The following is a 16,496-nucleotide window of genomic DNA, read 5'->3' as shown; positions in this document are numbered from 1 at the left end:
AAACTAACAGGGCATAAAAAAACCGGCCCTGGCGGCCGGTATGCAATATTGTTATTTTCTTTTTGTAATCATGCCCCTGGTGAAGGCAAGTCTGTAGTTATACGTCAAGCCCGTTAATCCACAGCATCAGATACACCAGGTCAGCCGAATCCGGCACCGTGATATACCAGCGCGGATGCGCATACTCCTCTTCCTGCGGCCAGCTCGTCTGTCCCGTCACGGTGATAAGAATATTCACCGCCTGCTTCAGCTTTCCCTCAAGATAGATGGCCACGCTGCTGCTGAGTCCCACCCGGTGCGGGTGACACGTCATTTTGACCGGCCCGGTCAGGCGCTGCCTGAGCATCGCCCGCAGCCTCACCAGATGCTGATGTGTCGCCGGGAGCACGCCGGGCTCCCCCTGAGGCGACAGGGTGAAAAGCGCACCGCCACTGTGCTCATGAATGGCGGGTTCAGGGTACTTCAGTGTCATCATACCGTGGCAGGCTCCTGTTGTTTCTCCGTCAGACCGCGCAGTCGGTCCAGATTCTGCGCGACGCGTTTTGCCGCCTCGAGTTCGCTGCAGTGAAATTCATTCATCAGCGCCCGGCGTTCGGCTTTCTCTTCTTTTTCCGTCATGCCCAGTGCCAGGAAGAGACTGGGCGGCACGGCACGAAACAGCGCTTCGATCCGTTTCGCCAGCACCACGCCTTCCGTATAACACCCCGACAGTTTACTGGCGGACAGCAGCACCGACTCCTGCTCCGGCGTGAGCGCGCGGAATCGGCTGATATCTTTCACCTCTTCCGGAGGCATGGTCAGACAAATCCACCATTCCGCCATGTTCAGCATTTTTTCGGCAATATCCGGGTAGTCTTTAAGGTTCTGGGTGGCCAGCCACAGCCATGCCCCGAGCTTACGCCACATCTTGACCACCTTCGTCATGTAGGGCGACAGCAGCGGGTTGACCGTCACGATATGCGCCTCATCCACCGTGAAGACAATATCCCGGCCCAGGAACTGGTCACGCTCCGCGATGTTGTTGATCATGTTGGTCATCGAGACCATGGTCAGGGCCATCTGCGCCTCGTAGCCCTCACGCGCCAGATGCCCCAGGTCGACCAGCGTCACGTCCGCTTCCGGCCACAGCGCCCCTTCGCGGTTGAACAGCTCCGCTTCAAAGCTGCCGGCCTGAGTGAACATGCCCAGGGATTCCGCCATTTCCGCCGCTTTCGCCTTGCGCTGAGCATTGCGGACATTGATGACGCCCTCATCGTTGTCAGAGGCAATGTCGTACAGCGCCTTCTGCAGGTCAGACGGCAGCATCTGCCGCCCTTCCTTATACGTGGCATGCGCCGCCATCAGCAGCGCCTCACGTATCATCGCCCTGTCGGCACGCTTAAGGTCAGCCTCTTCTTTCGGGTCGCCGCCGGTGATCATCATGCGCGCGGAGATTTCCATTTCACCGAGAACGTCACGCTTGTCATCCTCGCCATCGTCGTCCGTGTCGATATCCGGCAGGTCGCTCTCATCCACGGCCTGGGCGGCCAGGCCTTCTTCCACCAGTTTGTGAGCATCAGCAAACGGCGGCAGACTGACGCCGCTTCCGGGTTTGACGCTGATTTTATTCACCGTCAGCCCGAGGCTGTCAAAGAAGTCGGCCAGCAGGCCGAACGAGTTCCCGGCCTCCGCAATAAACAGCCGCGGACGATGGACGGCCATCAGCTGGGAGAGCGCGGCACACAGCGTGGCCGACTTGCCCGCCCCGGTCGGGCCGAACAACAGCAGATGCGCGTTCTGGGTGCGGTCGAGCTTGTTGAGCGGATCGAATGTCAGGGTATCCCCGCCGCGGTTGAAAAAGCTGAAGCCGGGGTGCCCCGTGCCGGTTTCCCGCCCGGTTACCGGCAAAAGTCCTGCCAGGTGCTGAACCCATGTCAGACGGGTATACCAGTGTTTTTTGTCGCTGTCCGGGTTAAAGCACATCGGCAGCGCCCGCAGCCAGCTGTTCAGCGGACCTTCTTCAAACTCCGGCCGTACCGGCTGCAGACCGGCCCCCAGCAATACGGTGGACAGCTCCAGCCGCTTGCGCTTCAGGCTGGTCATGTCGTCGCCGCGCAGCAGGAAGGTGATCCCCGCCCGGTACAGCTTGTGCCGGTTGCCCAGATACTCTTTGACCGTCTTCACATCCTGGCGGACGCGGCCCGACTCAGTATTCTCACCGACCGCATTTTTCGACAGCCGGTTAAACTGCTCTTCAAGCCGGTCCTGGGGCTGCACCACCACGGTCATGCACACCATGGTCCCTTCCGGAAACATATCCATCAGGGCATTAATTTTCTTTTCACCCCGGCTTTTCTCGCCGGTCAGGGTGCCCGGCTCCGGCGGTGTACGCAGTTTTTCTACCGCCACCGCGCAGTGCGGCTTGTTGTCAATCCACCACACGCCGTTTTCCGGGTCTGAAACCGGCGGCGTGAACCACAGAGTTTCGGCAAAATCATTGCTGACCGGCACGGTGCCTTCAGGTGTCTCGCGCGGGTCTGCGTAAGCAGCCTGCCGATAGAGCGTGGTTTTCTCCACCCAGTCCGGTGACGGATTGAACAGCCGCAGCAGCCAGCCATGCACCTGCAGGCCGTTCTGCCGGGTGCAGCGGATCCCCGCCCCGCCCAGGGCATTAACGACCCGGTCGCACACCTGGTTGAGCATCGCCACCGGCGGCATCGGATCCCGGCTTTTCCCAAGCCAGCGATAAACAACCATCCGGGTGCGGCGCTGCTGCCCGCGCCACGGCTGGCCGGTAATCAGCGAGTCAGTAAAAAGTCCCTCAGGCCGGGAGATACTGCGAATATGGCGCTCCATTTCACCCAGCCAGGCGTCGGTAAACGCCGTGCGCTGTGCATGCGGTTTGACATACCCGCGCAGCCTGTCCAGGTACGCGTCAGTGTCGTCCTCGTCCTGGCAGAAGAACTGCACGACCCAGGGATTCACGTCATGTTCATCAAAGCTGTCCTGAAGTGCATCCTCAACCGAGTCCCGGATCTGCTCCAGGCGCTCTTCGGTTCGCCCTTCGGTCGCCACCGGTGTCACATCATAAACGGCCCCCACCGACACGCCGTCATCAAGCAGGAGACACTGCTCTTCATCGAGAAATTCTGCCCAGGGCAAAAAGTCAATGATGGACGGATTGGCGTGATAAACCTTCTCCTCATCCTGGCGCGTCATTTTCCCGGGGCGCTTCAGGGGTTGCCGGCCCTTCACGGCCGCGGTCAGGGTTTCATCTGCCTGAACGGACTGGCCGTCATCAACCGGCGTCTGCCGGTTGGTGGATTTATTACGCGTAAACAGTGAAAGCATTACAGGGCCTCCGTGCGCTCGCCAGGCATGGCATACTGCGTCTGGCTGTAGAACGGGAACACGGTACTGTAACCGGGCACCGGCGTGTTACCGTCTGCCAGATGGGGATACAGGTACATCACCATGTCGGGGTTGGGCAGCCGGGGAAACTGCTGGGTGATTTCGCTTTCCTGAGTACGGCTGTAGCTGCGGTCGGCCTGCGCGTCCGCCTGCGTTTCGCTGCCCGTCAGCGGGCGTCGCAGCGTGTCGCGAGCCGCCGCAGACTGGCGGGAAGTACTGCCGCCACCATCCGCCCCGTTCCACAGTTCAAGCATGGTGTTATCGCCCGCCGGCAGCATTTCCTCTTTGGAGGTTGAGCAGCCGCTGAGCATCACACAGCTCAGGGCCAGAATGAAAACCGTTCTGTACATTACCGGTATCTCCTTTGTGAGGCGGCCGGATCGTAACCGCCGCAGATAAAAACGAACGCACTGACATTCAGCAGGTGCCCCAGCTCCCGTAATGTCATACGCGGGCAGTAAAGCCGGCGCGGGATTTTCGGGCTGCGCCACGAAACGGCACACTCCCGGGCACTGAGCGGCAGGGAGAACCTGCCGATATCCAGTAAAAGCTGGCCATCGCGCCAGCGCAGTAAAGGTGCGCCGGCAGGCAACAGCGCTACGGGTCGCAGCAACAGAACCGCAGAAGACGCAGGGATCACGTCAATATGCCAGCCTGCCCCGTCGCTGAACGTCCAGCACACGGATGAAAGAGGGAAAAACGTTATCTGTCCCGCCATGGCCGTGTACTCAGTCCAGTCCGCCGTTGTCACTGACGCCACCCGGCAGGGTGAAGTCGTAGCGCACCTTACGGCCCTTATCTTCATAATCAATGGCCAGCTGACGGGTGATATGCACGGCAAGACGGGCACCGGGCGGCACATAAATGGCATCAAACGCCATCCCGTAACGCTGTTTGATCCAGTCGGTGGTTTCAGACATACCGCCGGAAATGGCTTTCCCCAGCGCCGCCTGTCCGGCGTCGCCGGTCATGGTGGCGGAAATGCCATTCACGTTGTTCTGCGTCGTGTACTGCCCCTGGCTCATCGCTTCACCCGCCGCACCGGCAGCCGACAGGCCAAAGATGGTGGGCAGGTAGGTGGAGGCGTTGGACTTACGTTCGCCGCCAATGCACGGGATCCCGTTTTCATCCGAGATCCAGCCGATACCGCCACTGGTGCCGGTGTCCTGTTTAGCCTGAGCGTTATTATTTTGCCCGCCGGCGTTGTTACTGGTGTCGGGTCTGGGGAGGGTGCGTACCGTACCGTCGGAAAAGACAAAGGTGACGCTGTTAACCTGCCCGCGTACGCAGGCCAGCGTCCAGTCACCGCTGGCCGTCCCGGAAACAATCGCCCCTTCGACGTCCGGCAGCTCGATGCCGTTCGCCGTCAGGTTATCCTTACCGATAAGCACTTTGAACGGATAAGGATCGGTCACGGTGCCGTTGATGGGCACACGGCCAAGCAGTGCCGTCATGGCGCGGCTGCCGACCAGCGTGGAATTTTCCGGCAGCGTGTAAACCGGCTCGGCGCTCTCTTCCGCCCCTTTTTCATTCGTCCGTCCCTTCACTTTCTCCTCATAGGCGGCTTTCTGGCGGGTCAGCTCATTTTCCCCCAGAAAAGAGGTCGGGAACTGAGGTGAGGCTTTGCCGCTGGCCGCATCCCGCGGATCCGTCTCTTTCTGGTCCGTCGGCGCGACCCACATCATGCCGTCGCTGCCCTGAGAAGCGCTCCCCCCGGTGCTGCTGCCCATGCCGTCCAGTCCCAGCCCCAGCGGGATATCGCTGTCCGCCGTTTTTTTCTCGCTGTCAGGCTTTTTGAGTTTGTCAGTCAGCTCCTGGATTTTCGCCGTCAGGCTCAGTTGTTCGTTCTGAAGCTGAGCCTGCCGCTTGTCGTACTGCTCGCGCAGGCCATTAACAGCCTCATTCACTTGTCCTGAAACGTCCTGATTGCGTCGGCGCAACCGCTCGTTTTCTTTCACCAAATCCGCGTTCTGCTTATCCAGCGTTTTCTGGCGGTCACGCACATCGTTCAGCCGGCCGATGAGCGTGCGCAGGGTGTCCTCCGGCGTGTCGCCTTCCACCCCCAGCGCCTTCAGTTCATCCGGCGAGAGATTATGCAGGGGGCCGCCGCTTTGTTTTGCCTGAGATTGTTCTGCCGGTTCGTTTTTGCAGCTTTTGAGCCCCACGGCCAGCCCGGCAATCACCACGGCCGGCACGATAAACTTCACCAGGGCATTAGATTTAATCTGCATGGCGGGCCTCCTGTTTTACCGTGCGGGTCGCTTTACGCAGTGCAGACGGCTCAGCAATGAATGCGCTCTCCGGACGACCGGCGGTCACCACATACACCGTGGTGGTGTCTTCAGGCGTGCCGGCCGGACCGACCCAGCGGTGCTGGAAGGTGGCGGACACAAACTGTCCCTGCAGCGAGCGTGGATCCAGAACGACCTTACGGCTGCCGGTGTTCGTGAGCCTGAGTGCCACCACGCTGCGGTTTGCCACACCCCAGCCAGCCAGCGGCGTGACCGTTAATGGTTCAGAGGGATACAGCGTGCTGACACGTCGGGGCAGATGAGGATTGACCGGATGAATACCCGGGACCGCCTCGACCGTACGTGCCGGAGCATAAAGGCTCTGAGCGGCATATCGGGTCAGCAGCACCGGGATGGGGGCGCTGTAGCGGATTTTTTTACGCTTTGCCTGAGTACCATCATCGCTGCCGGTGGGAGCAGATGAGCCTGATCCGGAAGCAGCCCGGTCTGCACCACCTGGCTGACCGGCCGCATCGCCGGCGTGACTCAGCGTGCTGACATCTCCGCTGTAGACCAGCCGCACCGGCTCAGTCGGCCCTTTTTCACCGGCGGCGATATCAAACAGCAGAACCTCGCCGCTTTCCACATCCTGCAGCTGCACCCGCGTCTGCGGAAAGGCGCTGTCGGCTTTCAGGTAGACGGCACCTCCGGTGCTCTGCACCCGAAGTTTGCCGTTAAGCGCCGGCGGAAAACCGACGCGGACGTTTTTGTCCACAAAGACTACCCGCTCCTGCCCCACCTTCAGGGGGATCTGCAGCGGAATACGCTCCCATTTCATCAGCTCATCTGCGCTGGCAGGACGTGATACCAGCATTGCCAGGGGCAGCAGGGCGAAGGACAGCGCCATCAGCCCGGCGCGGTAGTGGGGGTTTTTACTCATCACTGAAACACTCCTGACTTCTCCGGTTTAGGTGCAGGCGGTGCCGCCTCCAGACGCTGGGGCACACCGGCATAACAGTCCAGCGCCAGCCCGAACGGGTTGCGCTCCGCATCACCTTCCCAGCGCACCACTTTAAGCGGGTAACGTACCAGGGCGCGTTTGACCGGCTCGGCATGGAAATATTCATCGGCGACCACGTCCAGGCGGGCAATCCAGTGATCGCGATCCTGTACGGTCACGCTCTGTGACTGGTAACCGCGACCGGGCACTTCATACACCACGCGCACGCGGTCGGTGAGCTCCCCGGCGTCACCGCGTTTCTTTGCATCCGCTTTCAGGAAATCCTGACAGGACGGCGTCAGATACGGCGACAGCGCATTGATTTTGGCGGAATAGTCCACCTCGCCGTTTTTCGGCCAGGCATTCAGCTGCTGAAAAATGTAAAACGCAAAGGAGTAGACCGTCGGGGGCGGCACTTCCCACCAGGGCCGCGTGCTGCCGGTACGTAAATCCGGCGGGTTATGCACGGTCAGCTTGCTGGGTGCCAGCATCCAGCCGGCACAGGTGAATAAAAGGAAAAAGGCGAGCACGGCGCAGGCGATGCGCAGCGTCTGAATATGCTGGTCGCGGTCTTTTACCGCATGGCGAAAACGGCTCATGAGGCTCTCCTGTTACGTTTCAGTGACCAGCCCCGGGCATCCACTATCAGTTTCGGATTGCCCATCCCCAGCCGGCGTTTTTTCGTCTCCAGTCGCTGCCAGAGCCAGTTCTCGGGCTTACCGCGCTTGAGCCTGGCCATCCAGCGGCCGCCGAACCAGACGAGCAGCAGCGGCATGACCAGCAGGCCGGTGGGAACGACAACCCATCCGGCAAGCGGGATAAACGGCAGTGACAGGAGCAGACCCGCACCCGCGCCGGCAAGGGCTGCCAGCCCCATCTCATGGGTGGTAAACCCGCGAAACACCACGGGCTCACTGTTGAGACGGTCAGGTAAAAAACGAATGGTCTGCATCGTCGCAGGCTCCTACAGCAGAATGTCGGCAGACTTGCCGAGCAGCCAGATAACGGCAACCAGCAGAACCACACCCACCACCACAATGGCCCCGAATTTGGTCCAGGTGGCTTTCTCATTGCGGACTTCGGTGAAGGTGTGCAGGGCGGCAATGGCAACGTTGATAAAGGCAACGGCCGCCACGACCAGCCCCCCGATAACAATGCCGTCCTGCAGGTAGCCCTTGATTTGTCCGGACAGCCCGCTTCCGCCTCCGGATTCAGGCGCTTCAACGCTTGGCAAGTCCGCAAAGGCCGGTTTGCAGGTGAGCCAGCCCAGGAGGGCAAGCGTACCGGCGCGGGTCAGCGTACGACTGGCGAGACGGCGCAGGCGGGCAACAACAGACTCAGAATGGTGCATGGAATTCATCTCCTGACTTAACGTTTTGAATGAGTTAACTGGCAAACATCCAGATACACACAAGCAACAGCAGCACGGTGCGGACGGCAAAACGCCCCAGGGCCGCGTCCCGCACTTTGGTGTTACTCCAGCCGGTCCAGACATCCGACAGCGCCCACGCGGCCCATAAAAAAAGAAATGCCAGCAGTGCCCCGATGCAGAGCAGATGAAGGATGTTCACATCAAGACTGCCGGAGCCGGCTTTAAACGCGTTCGTTTGTTCGGATGTCATGGGCATCAGGGCCGCTCCCGCCGGTAATTACCGGCCACATAAGACGGGTCACGCGGTTGCGCGCGGGAGGGCTCCAGATAGCGGTCAATGCCGCTGCGGATGGTGTTGAGATCGGATGTGGCCTGACGGTAATCAAAGAAAAAGCGGCCACGGTCAGCCGGGTCGGCCTGTGCAGCCGCCACGCGGGCCCGTTCAAGCGACGCCTGAACCTGGTCCAGCTGACGCTGAACAGACGCAAGCTCGTCTTTCTCGGATGCCTGTGCAGCAGCTGATGCCAGAAAGGTCAGCAATACCAGGCCAGTGATGCCCGGGACACGACGGTTGCGCCGCATGGCCGGACGATGTGAGTTCATACGCACCTCCAGAAGGATTAAGGGGTGCGGACAGGATGCGGAAGAGGGAGCGTCGGGTCAGCGATAAACCCTAAACAGGAATTTCAAAATTAATTGCAGGCCAGTGCCGGTGGCAGGTTTAGCTGTAAATAAGGGTTCATTGTGATATTAAGAAAACTCAACGGTAAACAGAGGAAAAATGAAAATGATGAAGACTGTTCTGAAGGCCACGTTAATCACTGCACTGATTACCGGCCCTGTTCTTGCGGCCGACGGTACTGGCAAAGTCCAGCTTTCAGACCTGCATTTCGCCACAGCAGCAAATGGTTTGCAGCAAATTGAAGGCACGGGAACAAACGTGTCAGGTGGGCCTGTGAAGACTGTAATTGTCAAATTCAACTTGCTTCAGAATGGGGCAGTAATAGGAAATACGGCAGCGATGGCTGAAAATCTGGAGCCGGGTCAGCAATGGAAGCTACAGGCCCCCTACGACAGCATAACCAACAAGCCAGACAGCTTTAAAGTGACAGAACTGACGGTATTTAATAACTGACACTGACGCGCCAGTAACGGTCGTTTCATGGCTTGTCTGCTGACGGCAGGCGCGCAAAACAAGTTTTGCACGCCTCCGTCCAGCCCTGATTTAAAGATACTTCTTGAACGACGCAGTGGTCACCGTTACGGCGATCCCCAGCAGAACAGCCGCCGGCAACAACAGCAGATTGGGGTAGACTGCCGTAGGCCAGGAAAGGTACAGCATGGCGGGCACCACAGCGGCCGGTTTGACCAGCTTCTTGGCATGATGATAGACAAACGAACTTTCATACCCCGCCCCGTACCGCCGCAGATCACGCCGCCCCAGCCCCTCAACCAGCGCCACCACCACGACCAGCACAAACAACGGCACGGACAGCACCAGGATGGTGACGCGTACCAGGGTGATAATGCTGATCCATACCGTGGCCAGCAGGTATTCACGCAGGTAGCCGGCAAGCCAGCCGCTCCAGCTGTTGATTTCCCGGGTGACGGCATTGTCACTGTGCATCTGGTGTGCATACTGCTGCCGGACCCAGTCCAGGAAGCCACTGTCCATAAAGGCCCACTGATAGGCGGTGCTCACCCAGCGCACAACCGTCACCGATGGTTCAGACAGCAGCAGGCTGCGGGTGAACTCTGTGGACAGCCACCCCAGCTCGGTGTTCATGACCGCTTCACTGTGCGCCGCCCCGGCTTCCGGCCAGAAGAAGGCGATGCCGATATATTCAATCAGCAGGCTCAGCAGCAGCGAGGACAGCACCACGCCCACCAGGGCCCATGGCCAGCCCCAGAGCAGATTATACAGAATGCCGTGCTTGCGTTCCGGCAGCGTCTGCTGCTGTGGGGGACGTTTTACCTCAGCCATTCGCCCCTCCTGTGACCGGCACGTTCAGGGCCGGACCGTCCCGCCACCAGGATTCGCCGCTGTGATAGCTGCGCCGCATCTCCTCCGCTATTTTCTCGATACTTTCCGGCATCAGCACATCATCAGCATCCCCGGCAGGCAGCGGCATGCGGATTTTCCACAGTTGCCCGCCTTCCAGCAGGGCAAACGCCTGCCCTTTTGGCAGCGTCACGATATCGGCCGGCTCCAGTAGTGGGACTTTTACCGTCCCGACGCGGTCCTGGGTGCTTGAGGTGAAGTCCTGGTCTGCATTGACATCGGCCGTGTCCTGGTGCCCGGAGACCAGCGTTTTGGTGTAAATCTCCACCTGCGGCAGCTGCGTGGTCAGCAACTCGGCGGTGCGGTTCTCCCTGACGCGCAGCATAATCAGGTTGTTAAAGTTACCCTGTACCTGGGCCGTCTTGGCCGCATTCCCGATGCGTGCCTCAATATCAGAAGACGTCTGGGTATAGGCCGTCACCTGCATGCCGGCACCGCCCCCTTTGTTGATGAGAGGAATAAACTCATCCCCCATCAGCTCGTTAAACTCATCGCAGTGCAGGTTAATCAGGGACTTCCCTTCTTTCCCGCCCGGCAGGCCAGCATTGATACCGTGTTTATAAATGTGCCCGGCCACACTCACCAGATCGGCGAACATGGAGTTACCGACCGCGCTCGCCACTTCACTGTCACTGAGCGCATCGAGCCCCACATACACCACGGCTTTTTTACGGATGATCTGTTCCCAGTCAAAAATCGGCCGCGTGTCGTCAATGTCCTGATAATCCGGCGACAGCAGCTCGGCGGTCTTGCCGGTGGTCAGTTTTTCCAGCAGCGGCAGCAGCGACGCCACGATTTTGTCAAAGTAAGTACGGTCATAACGTACCGCTGACCGCAGCCCGTCAAGGATGGGATCATAGAGTTTTTTACCCTCTTCTGAACTCAGGGCAACCTCAATGGCCCAGATACGTAAGGCATCCGGCTGACCCTGCATGTTACGGGGCACGTCGTCCTCTCCCAGCACCTGCTGATTATTCTCAATCTGCGTCTGCAGAGCCGGCAGCTGCGCCTGGATGATTTTTTCCGCATAGCGGATATAGAGATCGGCGATATTGTTCACGTAGCGCATAATCAGCGTGTAGTCAGGGCGCTCGCCCAGGGCGACCAGCGCACGGGCGATGATGTTGACGAACCGCCAGGCAAATTCGCGGAATGCCGCGCTGTTCCCCTCACCCGACAGCTGACCGGCCACGCGGGACGCCACCTCTGACACGCGACCAAAACGCCCGACGGCATTATAACGGGCTGAAATTTCAGGCCAGCCAAGATGAAAGATATACAGCTCGTCCCCGCGTCCGGCCCGGTGGGCCTCTGCCCAGACGCGTTTCATCAGGTCTGCGTCGCCTTTCGGATCAAACACGATGGTGACTTCATCCCGCCGGATATCCTGGGTGACCAGCAGCTCTGCCAGCCGGGTCTTCCCGACGCGCGTGGTGCCGTACACCACCGTATGGCCAACGCGCTCCCCCAGGGCCAGAGTGACGTCTTTTTCGTCGGGCTCGATGCCGTGCAGCGCCGGGTTTCCGCCCACCGGCGGTAACGGCCGCACCGGGTTCAGCGGCGTATCAGCACTCAGCAGCTTACCCAGCCAGGGCAGACGGTGCTCTGTCATCATTTCGAGCTGACGCGCCCCCAGGTAAAAGCGGTTTGGCTGCAGGTAACGGGCCACTTCAGGGCGCAGCGTATCCTGCAGCCGCTGGGTGTGTTTCTGCGTCCAGCGGAACCCCCGGCCTAGAAACAGGCGACGATGACTGACGGGGATCTGTTTAGTACTCATGACATAGCGCGGCAGGCGGCGGAGATTCCGGCGGTAGCGAATAATCTTCATCCCCTGATGCGTGCGGGTGACGGCCAGCGCCGCAAACCCGGCTGCGGTGACATAGCTGACAGACGGAGCCAGAGCGACAGCCCAGGGTGCCTGCACACAGACATACGCCGCTATGCCCGATACCACGGCGGTATTCAGCTCAACGGCCGGACGCAGCAGGGCCTCAATGACGTAACGGTTACTCATCGTCTGCCTCCTTTATAATTTTACCGTCGGCCATACGGATATACGTTCCCCTCCCGGCACCGGCTTCCCTGCAGGAAAGGGAGTGGTAACGCAGGGCATCCGCCAGTAAGCGCCAGAGCACATACAGAACATTCGACAGGATGAAAAAAATGATCCATACGGCCCGCAATGACAGCAGGTAATTGTTCGCCGCGGTTTCTGTGGAGACGGCAGTGACGGTACAGGCTGCCGGCTTTGCCTCAGGCGGAGCCGCATTATCAGGCACCGGGCATTCCTCCCACATGTAATGTCCGGGCGGCGCGGTGCGCCATGCCGTTGCCTCCTTCTGCAACTGGTCGTTCAGGTCACTGACCGGATGGCCGAAAACAAGCCAGGCGAGCAGGTAGACACCGCCGAAAGCGGCAGGCACGAAAACGGCATGACGGAATAAACAGAACACAAGCCACAAAGCGTAACGCAGGCTGTTCAGGATGATGTGCATAAGAGATTCCTCAGAGATACTGCCGGACGTCCTGACCGGCGAGAATGGCCAGCAGGCGTTGCCCGCTGATGATGCGCAGACGCGGTGACGCCGTGCGAAGGGTGCGGCTCATTTTTCCGGTACGGCCCGTGTGGATAAACAGCCCCCGGCGGCCGGACTGCAGGAGAAGCCGGTCGAAGTCCTCAACATGTGCGGGGGAAACAGCACGACTGTACCGTTTGGCCTGGATAAGCCAGTACTCGCCGTCGATGATGACCTGGCCATCAAGGCCGCCGTCACCGCTGTAGGAGGCATTGCGCACTACGGCCAGCCCCTGACGTTCAAAGGCAGACAGCAACAGCTCTTCAAAGACATAGGGGCTGATTTTGCGCAGATAGGTCAGACGCTGCCCGTCTCCCGGCAGGCTGTTAAGCTTATTCAGTACCCGCCCCGCCGTTGCCCGGTATCGCCGGTGACGGCGGGTGCTGGCTTTCTCACGCCAGCGCAGGTTCAGAAAGGCCATCACCACCAGGAAAAGGACGATCAGTATGACCGCCCCGTAAGGGTGTGCCATCAGCAGACCGTTGCTATCTGGCGCGCTCATTACGGCTTAACCTGCTGCGTCAGGCTGGTATCGGTGATGAGTACCGGATAATGCGCAATCTGCAGGCGACGGGCCAGCTCGCTCCCGGAAGCCGGGGCCAGGCTGACACCGGGTGCCAGTTCGCGCAGCTCGCGCACGGTATCCATGTCTGTGACGTTGACTATCATCCCGGCCGCATGCTGTTCAGCCAGCGCGCCGGCATTGGCTTTCAGCCATTCACGGGACAGAGCATCATCCCCGATCAGAAACAACGCCCCAATGCCGGGCAACTGCAGCGGCCGGTCTGCTGTATTCCCCGGGCTCAGTTCAGGTGTGTTAACGGGTAACATACCCGCCATCCCGTCAGCCAGCGGAACACCGTGGTCCGGCTGGCGTGAAGGCTGTACGTCACTGACGCCGGGCATGCCGGGCTGTTTATTAACGGCCTCAAAATACGGCGCAGCATCTTCACCGCCCAGATCAGCAATCACATTCAGTTCAGCATGGCCGGTCAGGGGAAGGAGGGTAAACAGCAGTAAGGACAGCGTTTTCATCAGGGTTATCTCCCGGGTTCAGTCCAGACGAAGCCTGGATCGGGGGTGAGCGCAGCAACCGAGCGGGGCGCTTCAGCTGCCGGCGCAGAAATGCGGGGTGCAGGGCTGATTTTTGCCAGATGCCCTCTCACAATGGCGCGGTAACGTGCAGCAGGCTGACCACCTGCGGGATGGTGGTAGCAGCCGGCCGCATCCAGCCAGCTGCCTGGCTTACGCGCCCAGCACTCACGCAGAATGGTGGCGGCGGCGTTCAGGTTGGTGTAAGGGTCAAACGCATCCCACGTCGAGGCAAAATGATGACCGTTCCAGCCCAGATTGACCTGGGCAATACCGACATCGATGCGCTTAAGCGGGTGACGCTTCATAAAGACCTGCAGCGCCTGCCAGGCCTGCAGGCGCGTCTCATAGCGATACCCTTTGCCTGCCACATTGATGGTCCAGGGCCATGGCCGTATTCCGCGGGGAAGTTTGCGCGATGACTCGCTCAGTGATACCGAGTAAAGCGCTTCGGGGGGCACGCCGTGCGCCATGGCCACGCGGACGTAACCCTCCGGCACCGTCTGGTCAGCATGGCCGTCAGGGACGGCCGCCATCAGTAAGCCCAGCGCCAGTGCGCCGGTCAGAATGCTGCGATTGCCCATTTACCGTCTCCCGCCTGCTGCAGTAAAACCGGCATCAGGCCGTTACCAAAGCGCATCCACCGGCCGCCGTCGTGGTTAAGCGTGATCTGGCGCTTGCGGACCTTTTCCACAGGAATGTGATGGTCCCGTGCCCAGCTGCGAAGCGCATCATCACTGCCCTGGCTGTCGACCAAATAGATGTCCACCGGCCGGTTGTCAGCCAGCACGGCAGACAGTTTCGCGTCGCAGGTGGCGCAGTCTTTTGACCTGACGAACAGCGCCAGGCGGCCACCACTGTCGTGCGCCACGCCGGAGGCGTTCCCCATATTGACCGGCAGCGTGCCCGGATACAGGCGCTGCCAGGCCGCGTTCACCTCACGCTGGAAATCAAGCTCCTTCTGGGTGCGGGCAAACTCTTCCTTCACCCACTTTTCAGCAAACTTACGGCGCTCTGCCGACGTCTGCGCCTCAATACCCAGGGTGGAAAGCGGATCGAGACCCGGCGACTGGATACCCCGGGGCCCCTTCATCAGCTGCTGATAACGCTGATAATCGTCGGCACTGAGTCCCCACTGACCGGCCTGCTGCTGCAGGTTTTGTTGTGCGGAGTCCGCCCGTTGTGTTGATTCCTGTCGGCTGACATCCGTCTGTCCTGATGTGGTCGCGGCCTGGGTCAGGGGACTCAGCAGCATGGCGGCTAAAAAGGTATGTTTCAGTTTCATCATTCGCTCCGTTATTCTGCTCTGAGCACAGTCAGGCGGCCGTTAACCCGAAACGTCGCCTCACCATAACCGGCACTGACCAGCGTCCAGCCGGCCATGGTTTCGCCCTCTCCGACCAGGGCCACCTGCGACAGGCTGCTGTAGCCCCGGGGCGCGATGGCAGCCCAGGACTCTGCCCCCCGCTTCTCCACGCCCGTCAGCACAAAAGGCGCATTGCGGGCCACGCGAAGGGACGGAGCAGCACGACGTGTGTCAGCGGGACGGGGCTTTTTTGCAGCAGGCGCGTTTTTTTTGACCGGTGCGGCGACAGGTGCGGCGGGTGCGGGTGCCGGCTGTGATTTCAGCGCTGTCAGCTGCTCAGTCAGCGCACTCAGGCGGGTTTCCAGCCCCTGCTGGGCGTCCTGAAGGGTTCGCAATGACTGACGCACGGCGTCGTCGCTGCCGGCCTGTTTCGCAGCAGCGCTCAGCTCCTGCTGCATCTCACCAAGTTTTTTCCGGGTATCCTGCAGGCCGGTGCTGAGCGTGGTCACATCTGACTGCAGGGCCGCGACTGTCTCAACAGTGGCCGCTGTACTGCCCTGAGATTCAAGGCGTGCAAGGCGTTCATCAAGGTTCGATATGCCCAGACTGAAGGCGGTGTAGCCCAGCGCCAGAATGCCGGCCAGCGCCACACCGCTGGCAGCGCCCCAGATGAGGCGGCGGCGGGGACGCCAGCTGAATCTTTTACGGGCCGGAGCGGGGTCAATATGGAATGGTTGCTGTTCGCTCATTTTCTCAGAAACCCTCCGCTGACAGGTTTAACGGGGACGGACTGAGGGGCGCTGATGGCCGGTTGTGATACGGCGGACGGCGCAGGCGTGGACCAGCTGCTGACCGGCGGCGGAAGCTGGGAGACCGGCAGCTGGTAGCCGTCGCGCAGGCTGTGGCAGACCACACGCTGTACATCATCCACCTCAAGCTGCCAGGCCGGACCGGCCAGGACCTGCAGGGCAGTACGCAGGCGCATCGGGCCCAGCTGGTACTGGACTGCCGGCAATGCCTGGCGGTAAAGCACGCCGTTGGCGGAACCGGTCGCGCACAGGGAATAACCGGACTGGCGCAGGGCGTAACGCAGCGCATCCGCCACGGTAGGATGCAGGGATGACGGGATGCGAATATCAATAATTTGCGAGAGAGGGTCACGCTGGGCCGCCTGCGGATCGGTACTGACCAGCAGATAACGATCGTAGCGCACCACTTCCGGCGTCCGCGCATACTCGTCCGGAGAGACCGGCTGAACGTTGCGGGTGACGGTGGTGCCGGGTGTCGGGTCGGCAGGCGCGCGTTGCTGCAACTTTTGCGGCTGGGAAACACAGCCCGCAAGGAGCAGCAGGGGAAGAACAGTGGCAAGCCTGCCTGGTGAAAATATGTTGTGAGAGGTGTTACGTTTCATCCGGAATTTTCCTGTACAGTGATAAAACAGCCCTCACTGTGCGGAATCGGTCCGGT

21 protein-coding genes are annotated in these 16,496 nt (G+C 60.3%); 1 reads left to right on the top strand and 20 read right to left on the bottom strand.

Annotation, left to right across the window (positions count from 1 at the left end):
* Nucleotides 1–97: 97 nt before the first annotated feature.
* Genes HV229_RS03930 through HV229_RS03880 form a run of 11 tightly spaced genes read right to left on the bottom strand, consistent with a single transcriptional unit; the run spans nt 98 to nt 8,596 of the window.
* The gene (locus tag HV229_RS03930; protein ID WP_004115528.1) at nt 98–475 is read right to left on the bottom strand and encodes a hypothetical protein; all 378 of its coding nucleotides are present in this window, start codon (nt 473–475) and stop codon (nt 98–100) included.
* Nucleotides 472–3,330, bottom strand: a complete 2,859-nt coding sequence (locus tag HV229_RS03925; RefSeq protein ID WP_042998100.1) for a conjugative transfer ATPase — start codon at nt 3,328–3,330, stop codon at nt 472–474. Before HV229_RS03925 ends, HV229_RS03930 begins: the two co-directional genes overlap by 4 nt.
* The gene (locus tag HV229_RS03920) at nt 3,330–3,740 is read right to left on the bottom strand and encodes a TIGR03751 family conjugal transfer lipoprotein (protein ID WP_006785978.1); all 411 of its coding nucleotides are present in this window, start codon (nt 3,738–3,740) and stop codon (nt 3,330–3,332) included. The genes HV229_RS03925 and HV229_RS03920 overlap by 1 nt, the downstream gene beginning before the upstream one ends.
* The gene (locus HV229_RS03915) at nt 3,740–4,141 is read right to left on the bottom strand and encodes a hypothetical protein (protein WP_223479954.1); all 402 of its coding nucleotides are present in this window, start codon (nt 4,139–4,141) and stop codon (nt 3,740–3,742) included. Before HV229_RS03915 ends, HV229_RS03920 begins: the two co-directional genes overlap by 1 nt.
* Complete coding sequence (locus HV229_RS03910; RefSeq protein ID WP_042998101.1) at nt 4,119–5,621, bottom strand: TIGR03752 family integrating conjugative element protein; 1,503 nt, start codon at nt 5,619–5,621, stop codon at nt 4,119–4,121. The genes HV229_RS03915 and HV229_RS03910 overlap by 23 nt, the downstream gene beginning before the upstream one ends.
* Nucleotides 5,611–6,561: a TIGR03749 family integrating conjugative element protein gene (locus tag HV229_RS03905; RefSeq protein ID WP_042998102.1), complete on the bottom strand. Its 951-nt coding sequence runs from the start codon at nt 6,559–6,561 to the stop codon at nt 5,611–5,613. The genes HV229_RS03910 and HV229_RS03905 overlap by 11 nt, the downstream gene beginning before the upstream one ends.
* On the bottom strand, nt 6,561–7,220 hold the full coding sequence (locus HV229_RS03900) for a PFL_4703 family integrating conjugative element protein (RefSeq protein WP_004115533.1): 660 nt from the start codon (nt 7,218–7,220) through the stop codon (nt 6,561–6,563). The genes HV229_RS03905 and HV229_RS03900 overlap by 1 nt, the downstream gene beginning before the upstream one ends.
* Nucleotides 7,217–7,573, bottom strand: coding sequence for a TIGR03750 family conjugal transfer protein (locus HV229_RS03895; protein ID WP_042998103.1), 357 nt, complete (start codon nt 7,571–7,573; stop codon nt 7,217–7,219). Before HV229_RS03895 ends, HV229_RS03900 begins: the two co-directional genes overlap by 4 nt.
* Before the next feature lie 12 nt (nt 7,574–7,585).
* Entirely contained in the window at nt 7,586–7,972 is a 387-nt protein-coding gene (locus HV229_RS03890; RefSeq protein ID WP_006785968.1) for a TIGR03745 family integrating conjugative element membrane protein, read from the bottom strand.
* A gap of 34 nt (nt 7,973–8,006) precedes the next feature.
* On the bottom strand, nt 8,007–8,249 hold the full coding sequence (locus tag HV229_RS03885; protein ID WP_003029734.1) for a TIGR03758 family integrating conjugative element protein: 243 nt from the start codon (nt 8,247–8,249) through the stop codon (nt 8,007–8,009).
* Complete coding sequence (locus tag HV229_RS03880; protein ID WP_032608292.1) at nt 8,249–8,596, bottom strand: RAQPRD family integrative conjugative element protein; 348 nt, start codon at nt 8,594–8,596, stop codon at nt 8,249–8,251. Before HV229_RS03880 ends, HV229_RS03885 begins: the two co-directional genes overlap by 1 nt.
* Before the next feature lie 184 nt (nt 8,597–8,780).
* Between HV229_RS03880 and HV229_RS03875 the strand changes: the two genes are divergently transcribed.
* Nucleotides 8,781–9,128 (top strand): FxLYD domain-containing protein, encoded by a 348-nt coding sequence (locus HV229_RS03875; protein ID WP_016808262.1) that lies wholly within the window; start codon nt 8,781–8,783, stop codon nt 9,126–9,128.
* Nucleotides 9,129–9,218: 90 nt separating this feature from the next.
* On the opposite strand, the gene HV229_RS03870 is transcribed toward HV229_RS03875, so the two are convergent.
* From HV229_RS03870 to HV229_RS03830, 9 genes are read right to left on the bottom strand one after another with little or no spacing between them, the layout of a single operon-like run.
* Nucleotides 9,219–9,977 carry a TIGR03747 family integrating conjugative element membrane protein gene (locus HV229_RS03870; protein ID WP_042998104.1) on the bottom strand — a complete coding sequence of 253 codons (759 nt, stop codon included), beginning with the start codon at nt 9,975–9,977 and terminating at the stop codon, nt 9,219–9,221.
* A complete protein-coding gene (gene traD / locus HV229_RS03865; RefSeq protein ID WP_042998105.1) occupies nt 9,970–12,069 on the bottom strand; it encodes a type IV conjugative transfer system coupling protein TraD in 2,100 nt (699 codons plus the stop codon). Before traD ends, HV229_RS03870 begins: the two co-directional genes overlap by 8 nt.
* The gene (locus tag HV229_RS03860) at nt 12,062–12,550 is read right to left on the bottom strand and encodes a hypothetical protein (RefSeq protein WP_042998106.1); all 489 of its coding nucleotides are present in this window, start codon (nt 12,548–12,550) and stop codon (nt 12,062–12,064) included. The genes traD and HV229_RS03860 overlap by 8 nt, the downstream gene beginning before the upstream one ends.
* Before the next feature lie 10 nt (nt 12,551–12,560).
* Complete coding sequence (locus HV229_RS03855) at nt 12,561–13,133, bottom strand: restriction endonuclease (RefSeq protein WP_042998107.1); 573 nt, start codon at nt 13,131–13,133, stop codon at nt 12,561–12,563.
* Nucleotides 13,133–13,666 (bottom strand): integrating conjugative element protein, encoded by a 534-nt coding sequence (locus HV229_RS03850; RefSeq protein WP_045332316.1) that lies wholly within the window; start codon nt 13,664–13,666, stop codon nt 13,133–13,135. The genes HV229_RS03855 and HV229_RS03850 overlap by 1 nt, the downstream gene beginning before the upstream one ends.
* A 5-nt stretch (nt 13,667–13,671) precedes the next feature.
* Nucleotides 13,672–14,307, bottom strand: coding sequence for a transglycosylase SLT domain-containing protein (locus HV229_RS03845; RefSeq protein ID WP_006785961.1), 636 nt, complete (start codon nt 14,305–14,307; stop codon nt 13,672–13,674).
* Entirely contained in the window at nt 14,286–15,008 is a 723-nt protein-coding gene (locus HV229_RS03840; protein ID WP_042998109.1) for a TIGR03759 family integrating conjugative element protein, read from the bottom strand. The genes HV229_RS03845 and HV229_RS03840 overlap by 22 nt, the downstream gene beginning before the upstream one ends.
* An 11-nt stretch (nt 15,009–15,019) precedes the next feature.
* Entirely contained in the window at nt 15,020–15,778 is a 759-nt protein-coding gene (locus HV229_RS03835) for a hypothetical protein (protein ID WP_169328770.1), read from the bottom strand.
* Complete coding sequence (locus HV229_RS03830) at nt 15,775–16,440, bottom strand: PilL N-terminal domain-containing protein (protein ID WP_045332317.1); 666 nt, start codon at nt 16,438–16,440, stop codon at nt 15,775–15,777. The genes HV229_RS03835 and HV229_RS03830 overlap by 4 nt, the downstream gene beginning before the upstream one ends.
* Between the last annotated feature and the right edge of the window lie 56 nt (nt 16,441–16,496).

Origin of the sequence: Citrobacter sp. RHBSTW-00524, from assembly GCF_013747755.1 — a bacterium.
GTDB lineage: Bacteria > Pseudomonadota > Gammaproteobacteria > Enterobacterales > Enterobacteriaceae > Citrobacter > Citrobacter braakii.
This window is presented reverse-complemented; position numbering and strand designations above follow the sequence as displayed.

What these genes read in the sequence shown, in the direction of transcription:
- HV229_RS03840 (WP_042998109.1), bottom strand. Translation starts at nt 15,008, where the DNA reads ATGAAACTGAAACATACCTTTTTAGCCGCCATGCTGCTGAGTCCCCTG.
- HV229_RS03855 (WP_042998107.1), bottom strand. Translation starts at nt 13,133, where the DNA reads ATGAGCGCGCCAGATAGCAACGGTCTGCTGATGGCACACCCTTACGGG.
- HV229_RS03920 (WP_006785978.1), bottom strand. Translation starts at nt 3,740, where the DNA reads ATGTACAGAACGGTTTTCATTCTGGCCCTGAGCTGTGTGATGCTCAGC.
- HV229_RS03875 (WP_016808262.1), top strand. Translation starts at nt 8,781, where the DNA reads ATGATGAAGACTGTTCTGAAGGCCACGTTAATCACTGCACTGATTACC.
- HV229_RS03925 (WP_042998100.1), bottom strand. Translation starts at nt 3,330, where the DNA reads ATGCTTTCACTGTTTACGCGTAATAAATCCACCAACCGGCAGACGCCG.
- HV229_RS03860 (WP_042998106.1), bottom strand. Translation starts at nt 12,550, where the DNA reads ATGCACATCATCCTGAACAGCCTGCGTTACGCTTTGTGGCTTGTGTTC.
- HV229_RS03895 (WP_042998103.1), bottom strand. Translation starts at nt 7,573, where the DNA reads ATGCAGACCATTCGTTTTTTACCTGACCGTCTCAACAGTGAGCCCGTG.
- HV229_RS03890 (WP_006785968.1), bottom strand. Translation starts at nt 7,972, where the DNA reads ATGCACCATTCTGAGTCTGTTGTTGCCCGCCTGCGCCGTCTCGCCAGT.
- HV229_RS03905 (WP_042998102.1), bottom strand. Translation starts at nt 6,561, where the DNA reads ATGAGTAAAAACCCCCACTACCGCGCCGGGCTGATGGCGCTGTCCTTC.
- HV229_RS03835 (WP_169328770.1), bottom strand. Translation starts at nt 15,778, where the DNA reads ATGAGCGAACAGCAACCATTCCATATTGACCCCGCTCCGGCCCGTAAA.
- HV229_RS03910 (WP_042998101.1), bottom strand. Translation starts at nt 5,621, where the DNA reads ATGCAGATTAAATCTAATGCCCTGGTGAAGTTTATCGTGCCGGCCGTG.
- traD (WP_042998105.1), bottom strand. Translation starts at nt 12,069, where the DNA reads ATGAGTAACCGTTACGTCATTGAGGCCCTGCTGCGTCCGGCCGTTGAG.
- HV229_RS03870 (WP_042998104.1), bottom strand. Translation starts at nt 9,977, where the DNA reads ATGGCTGAGGTAAAACGTCCCCCACAGCAGCAGACGCTGCCGGAACGC.
- HV229_RS03885 (WP_003029734.1), bottom strand. Translation starts at nt 8,249, where the DNA reads ATGCCCATGACATCCGAACAAACGAACGCGTTTAAAGCCGGCTCCGGC.
- HV229_RS03930 (WP_004115528.1), bottom strand. Translation starts at nt 475, where the DNA reads ATGATGACACTGAAGTACCCTGAACCCGCCATTCATGAGCACAGTGGC.
- HV229_RS03880 (WP_032608292.1), bottom strand. Translation starts at nt 8,596, where the DNA reads ATGAACTCACATCGTCCGGCCATGCGGCGCAACCGTCGTGTCCCGGGC.
- HV229_RS03845 (WP_006785961.1), bottom strand. Translation starts at nt 14,307, where the DNA reads ATGGGCAATCGCAGCATTCTGACCGGCGCACTGGCGCTGGGCTTACTG.
- HV229_RS03900 (WP_004115533.1), bottom strand. Translation starts at nt 7,220, where the DNA reads ATGAGCCGTTTTCGCCATGCGGTAAAAGACCGCGACCAGCATATTCAG.
- HV229_RS03830 (WP_045332317.1), bottom strand. Translation starts at nt 16,440, where the DNA reads ATGAAACGTAACACCTCTCACAACATATTTTCACCAGGCAGGCTTGCC.
- HV229_RS03850 (WP_045332316.1), bottom strand. Translation starts at nt 13,666, where the DNA reads ATGAAAACGCTGTCCTTACTGCTGTTTACCCTCCTTCCCCTGACCGGC.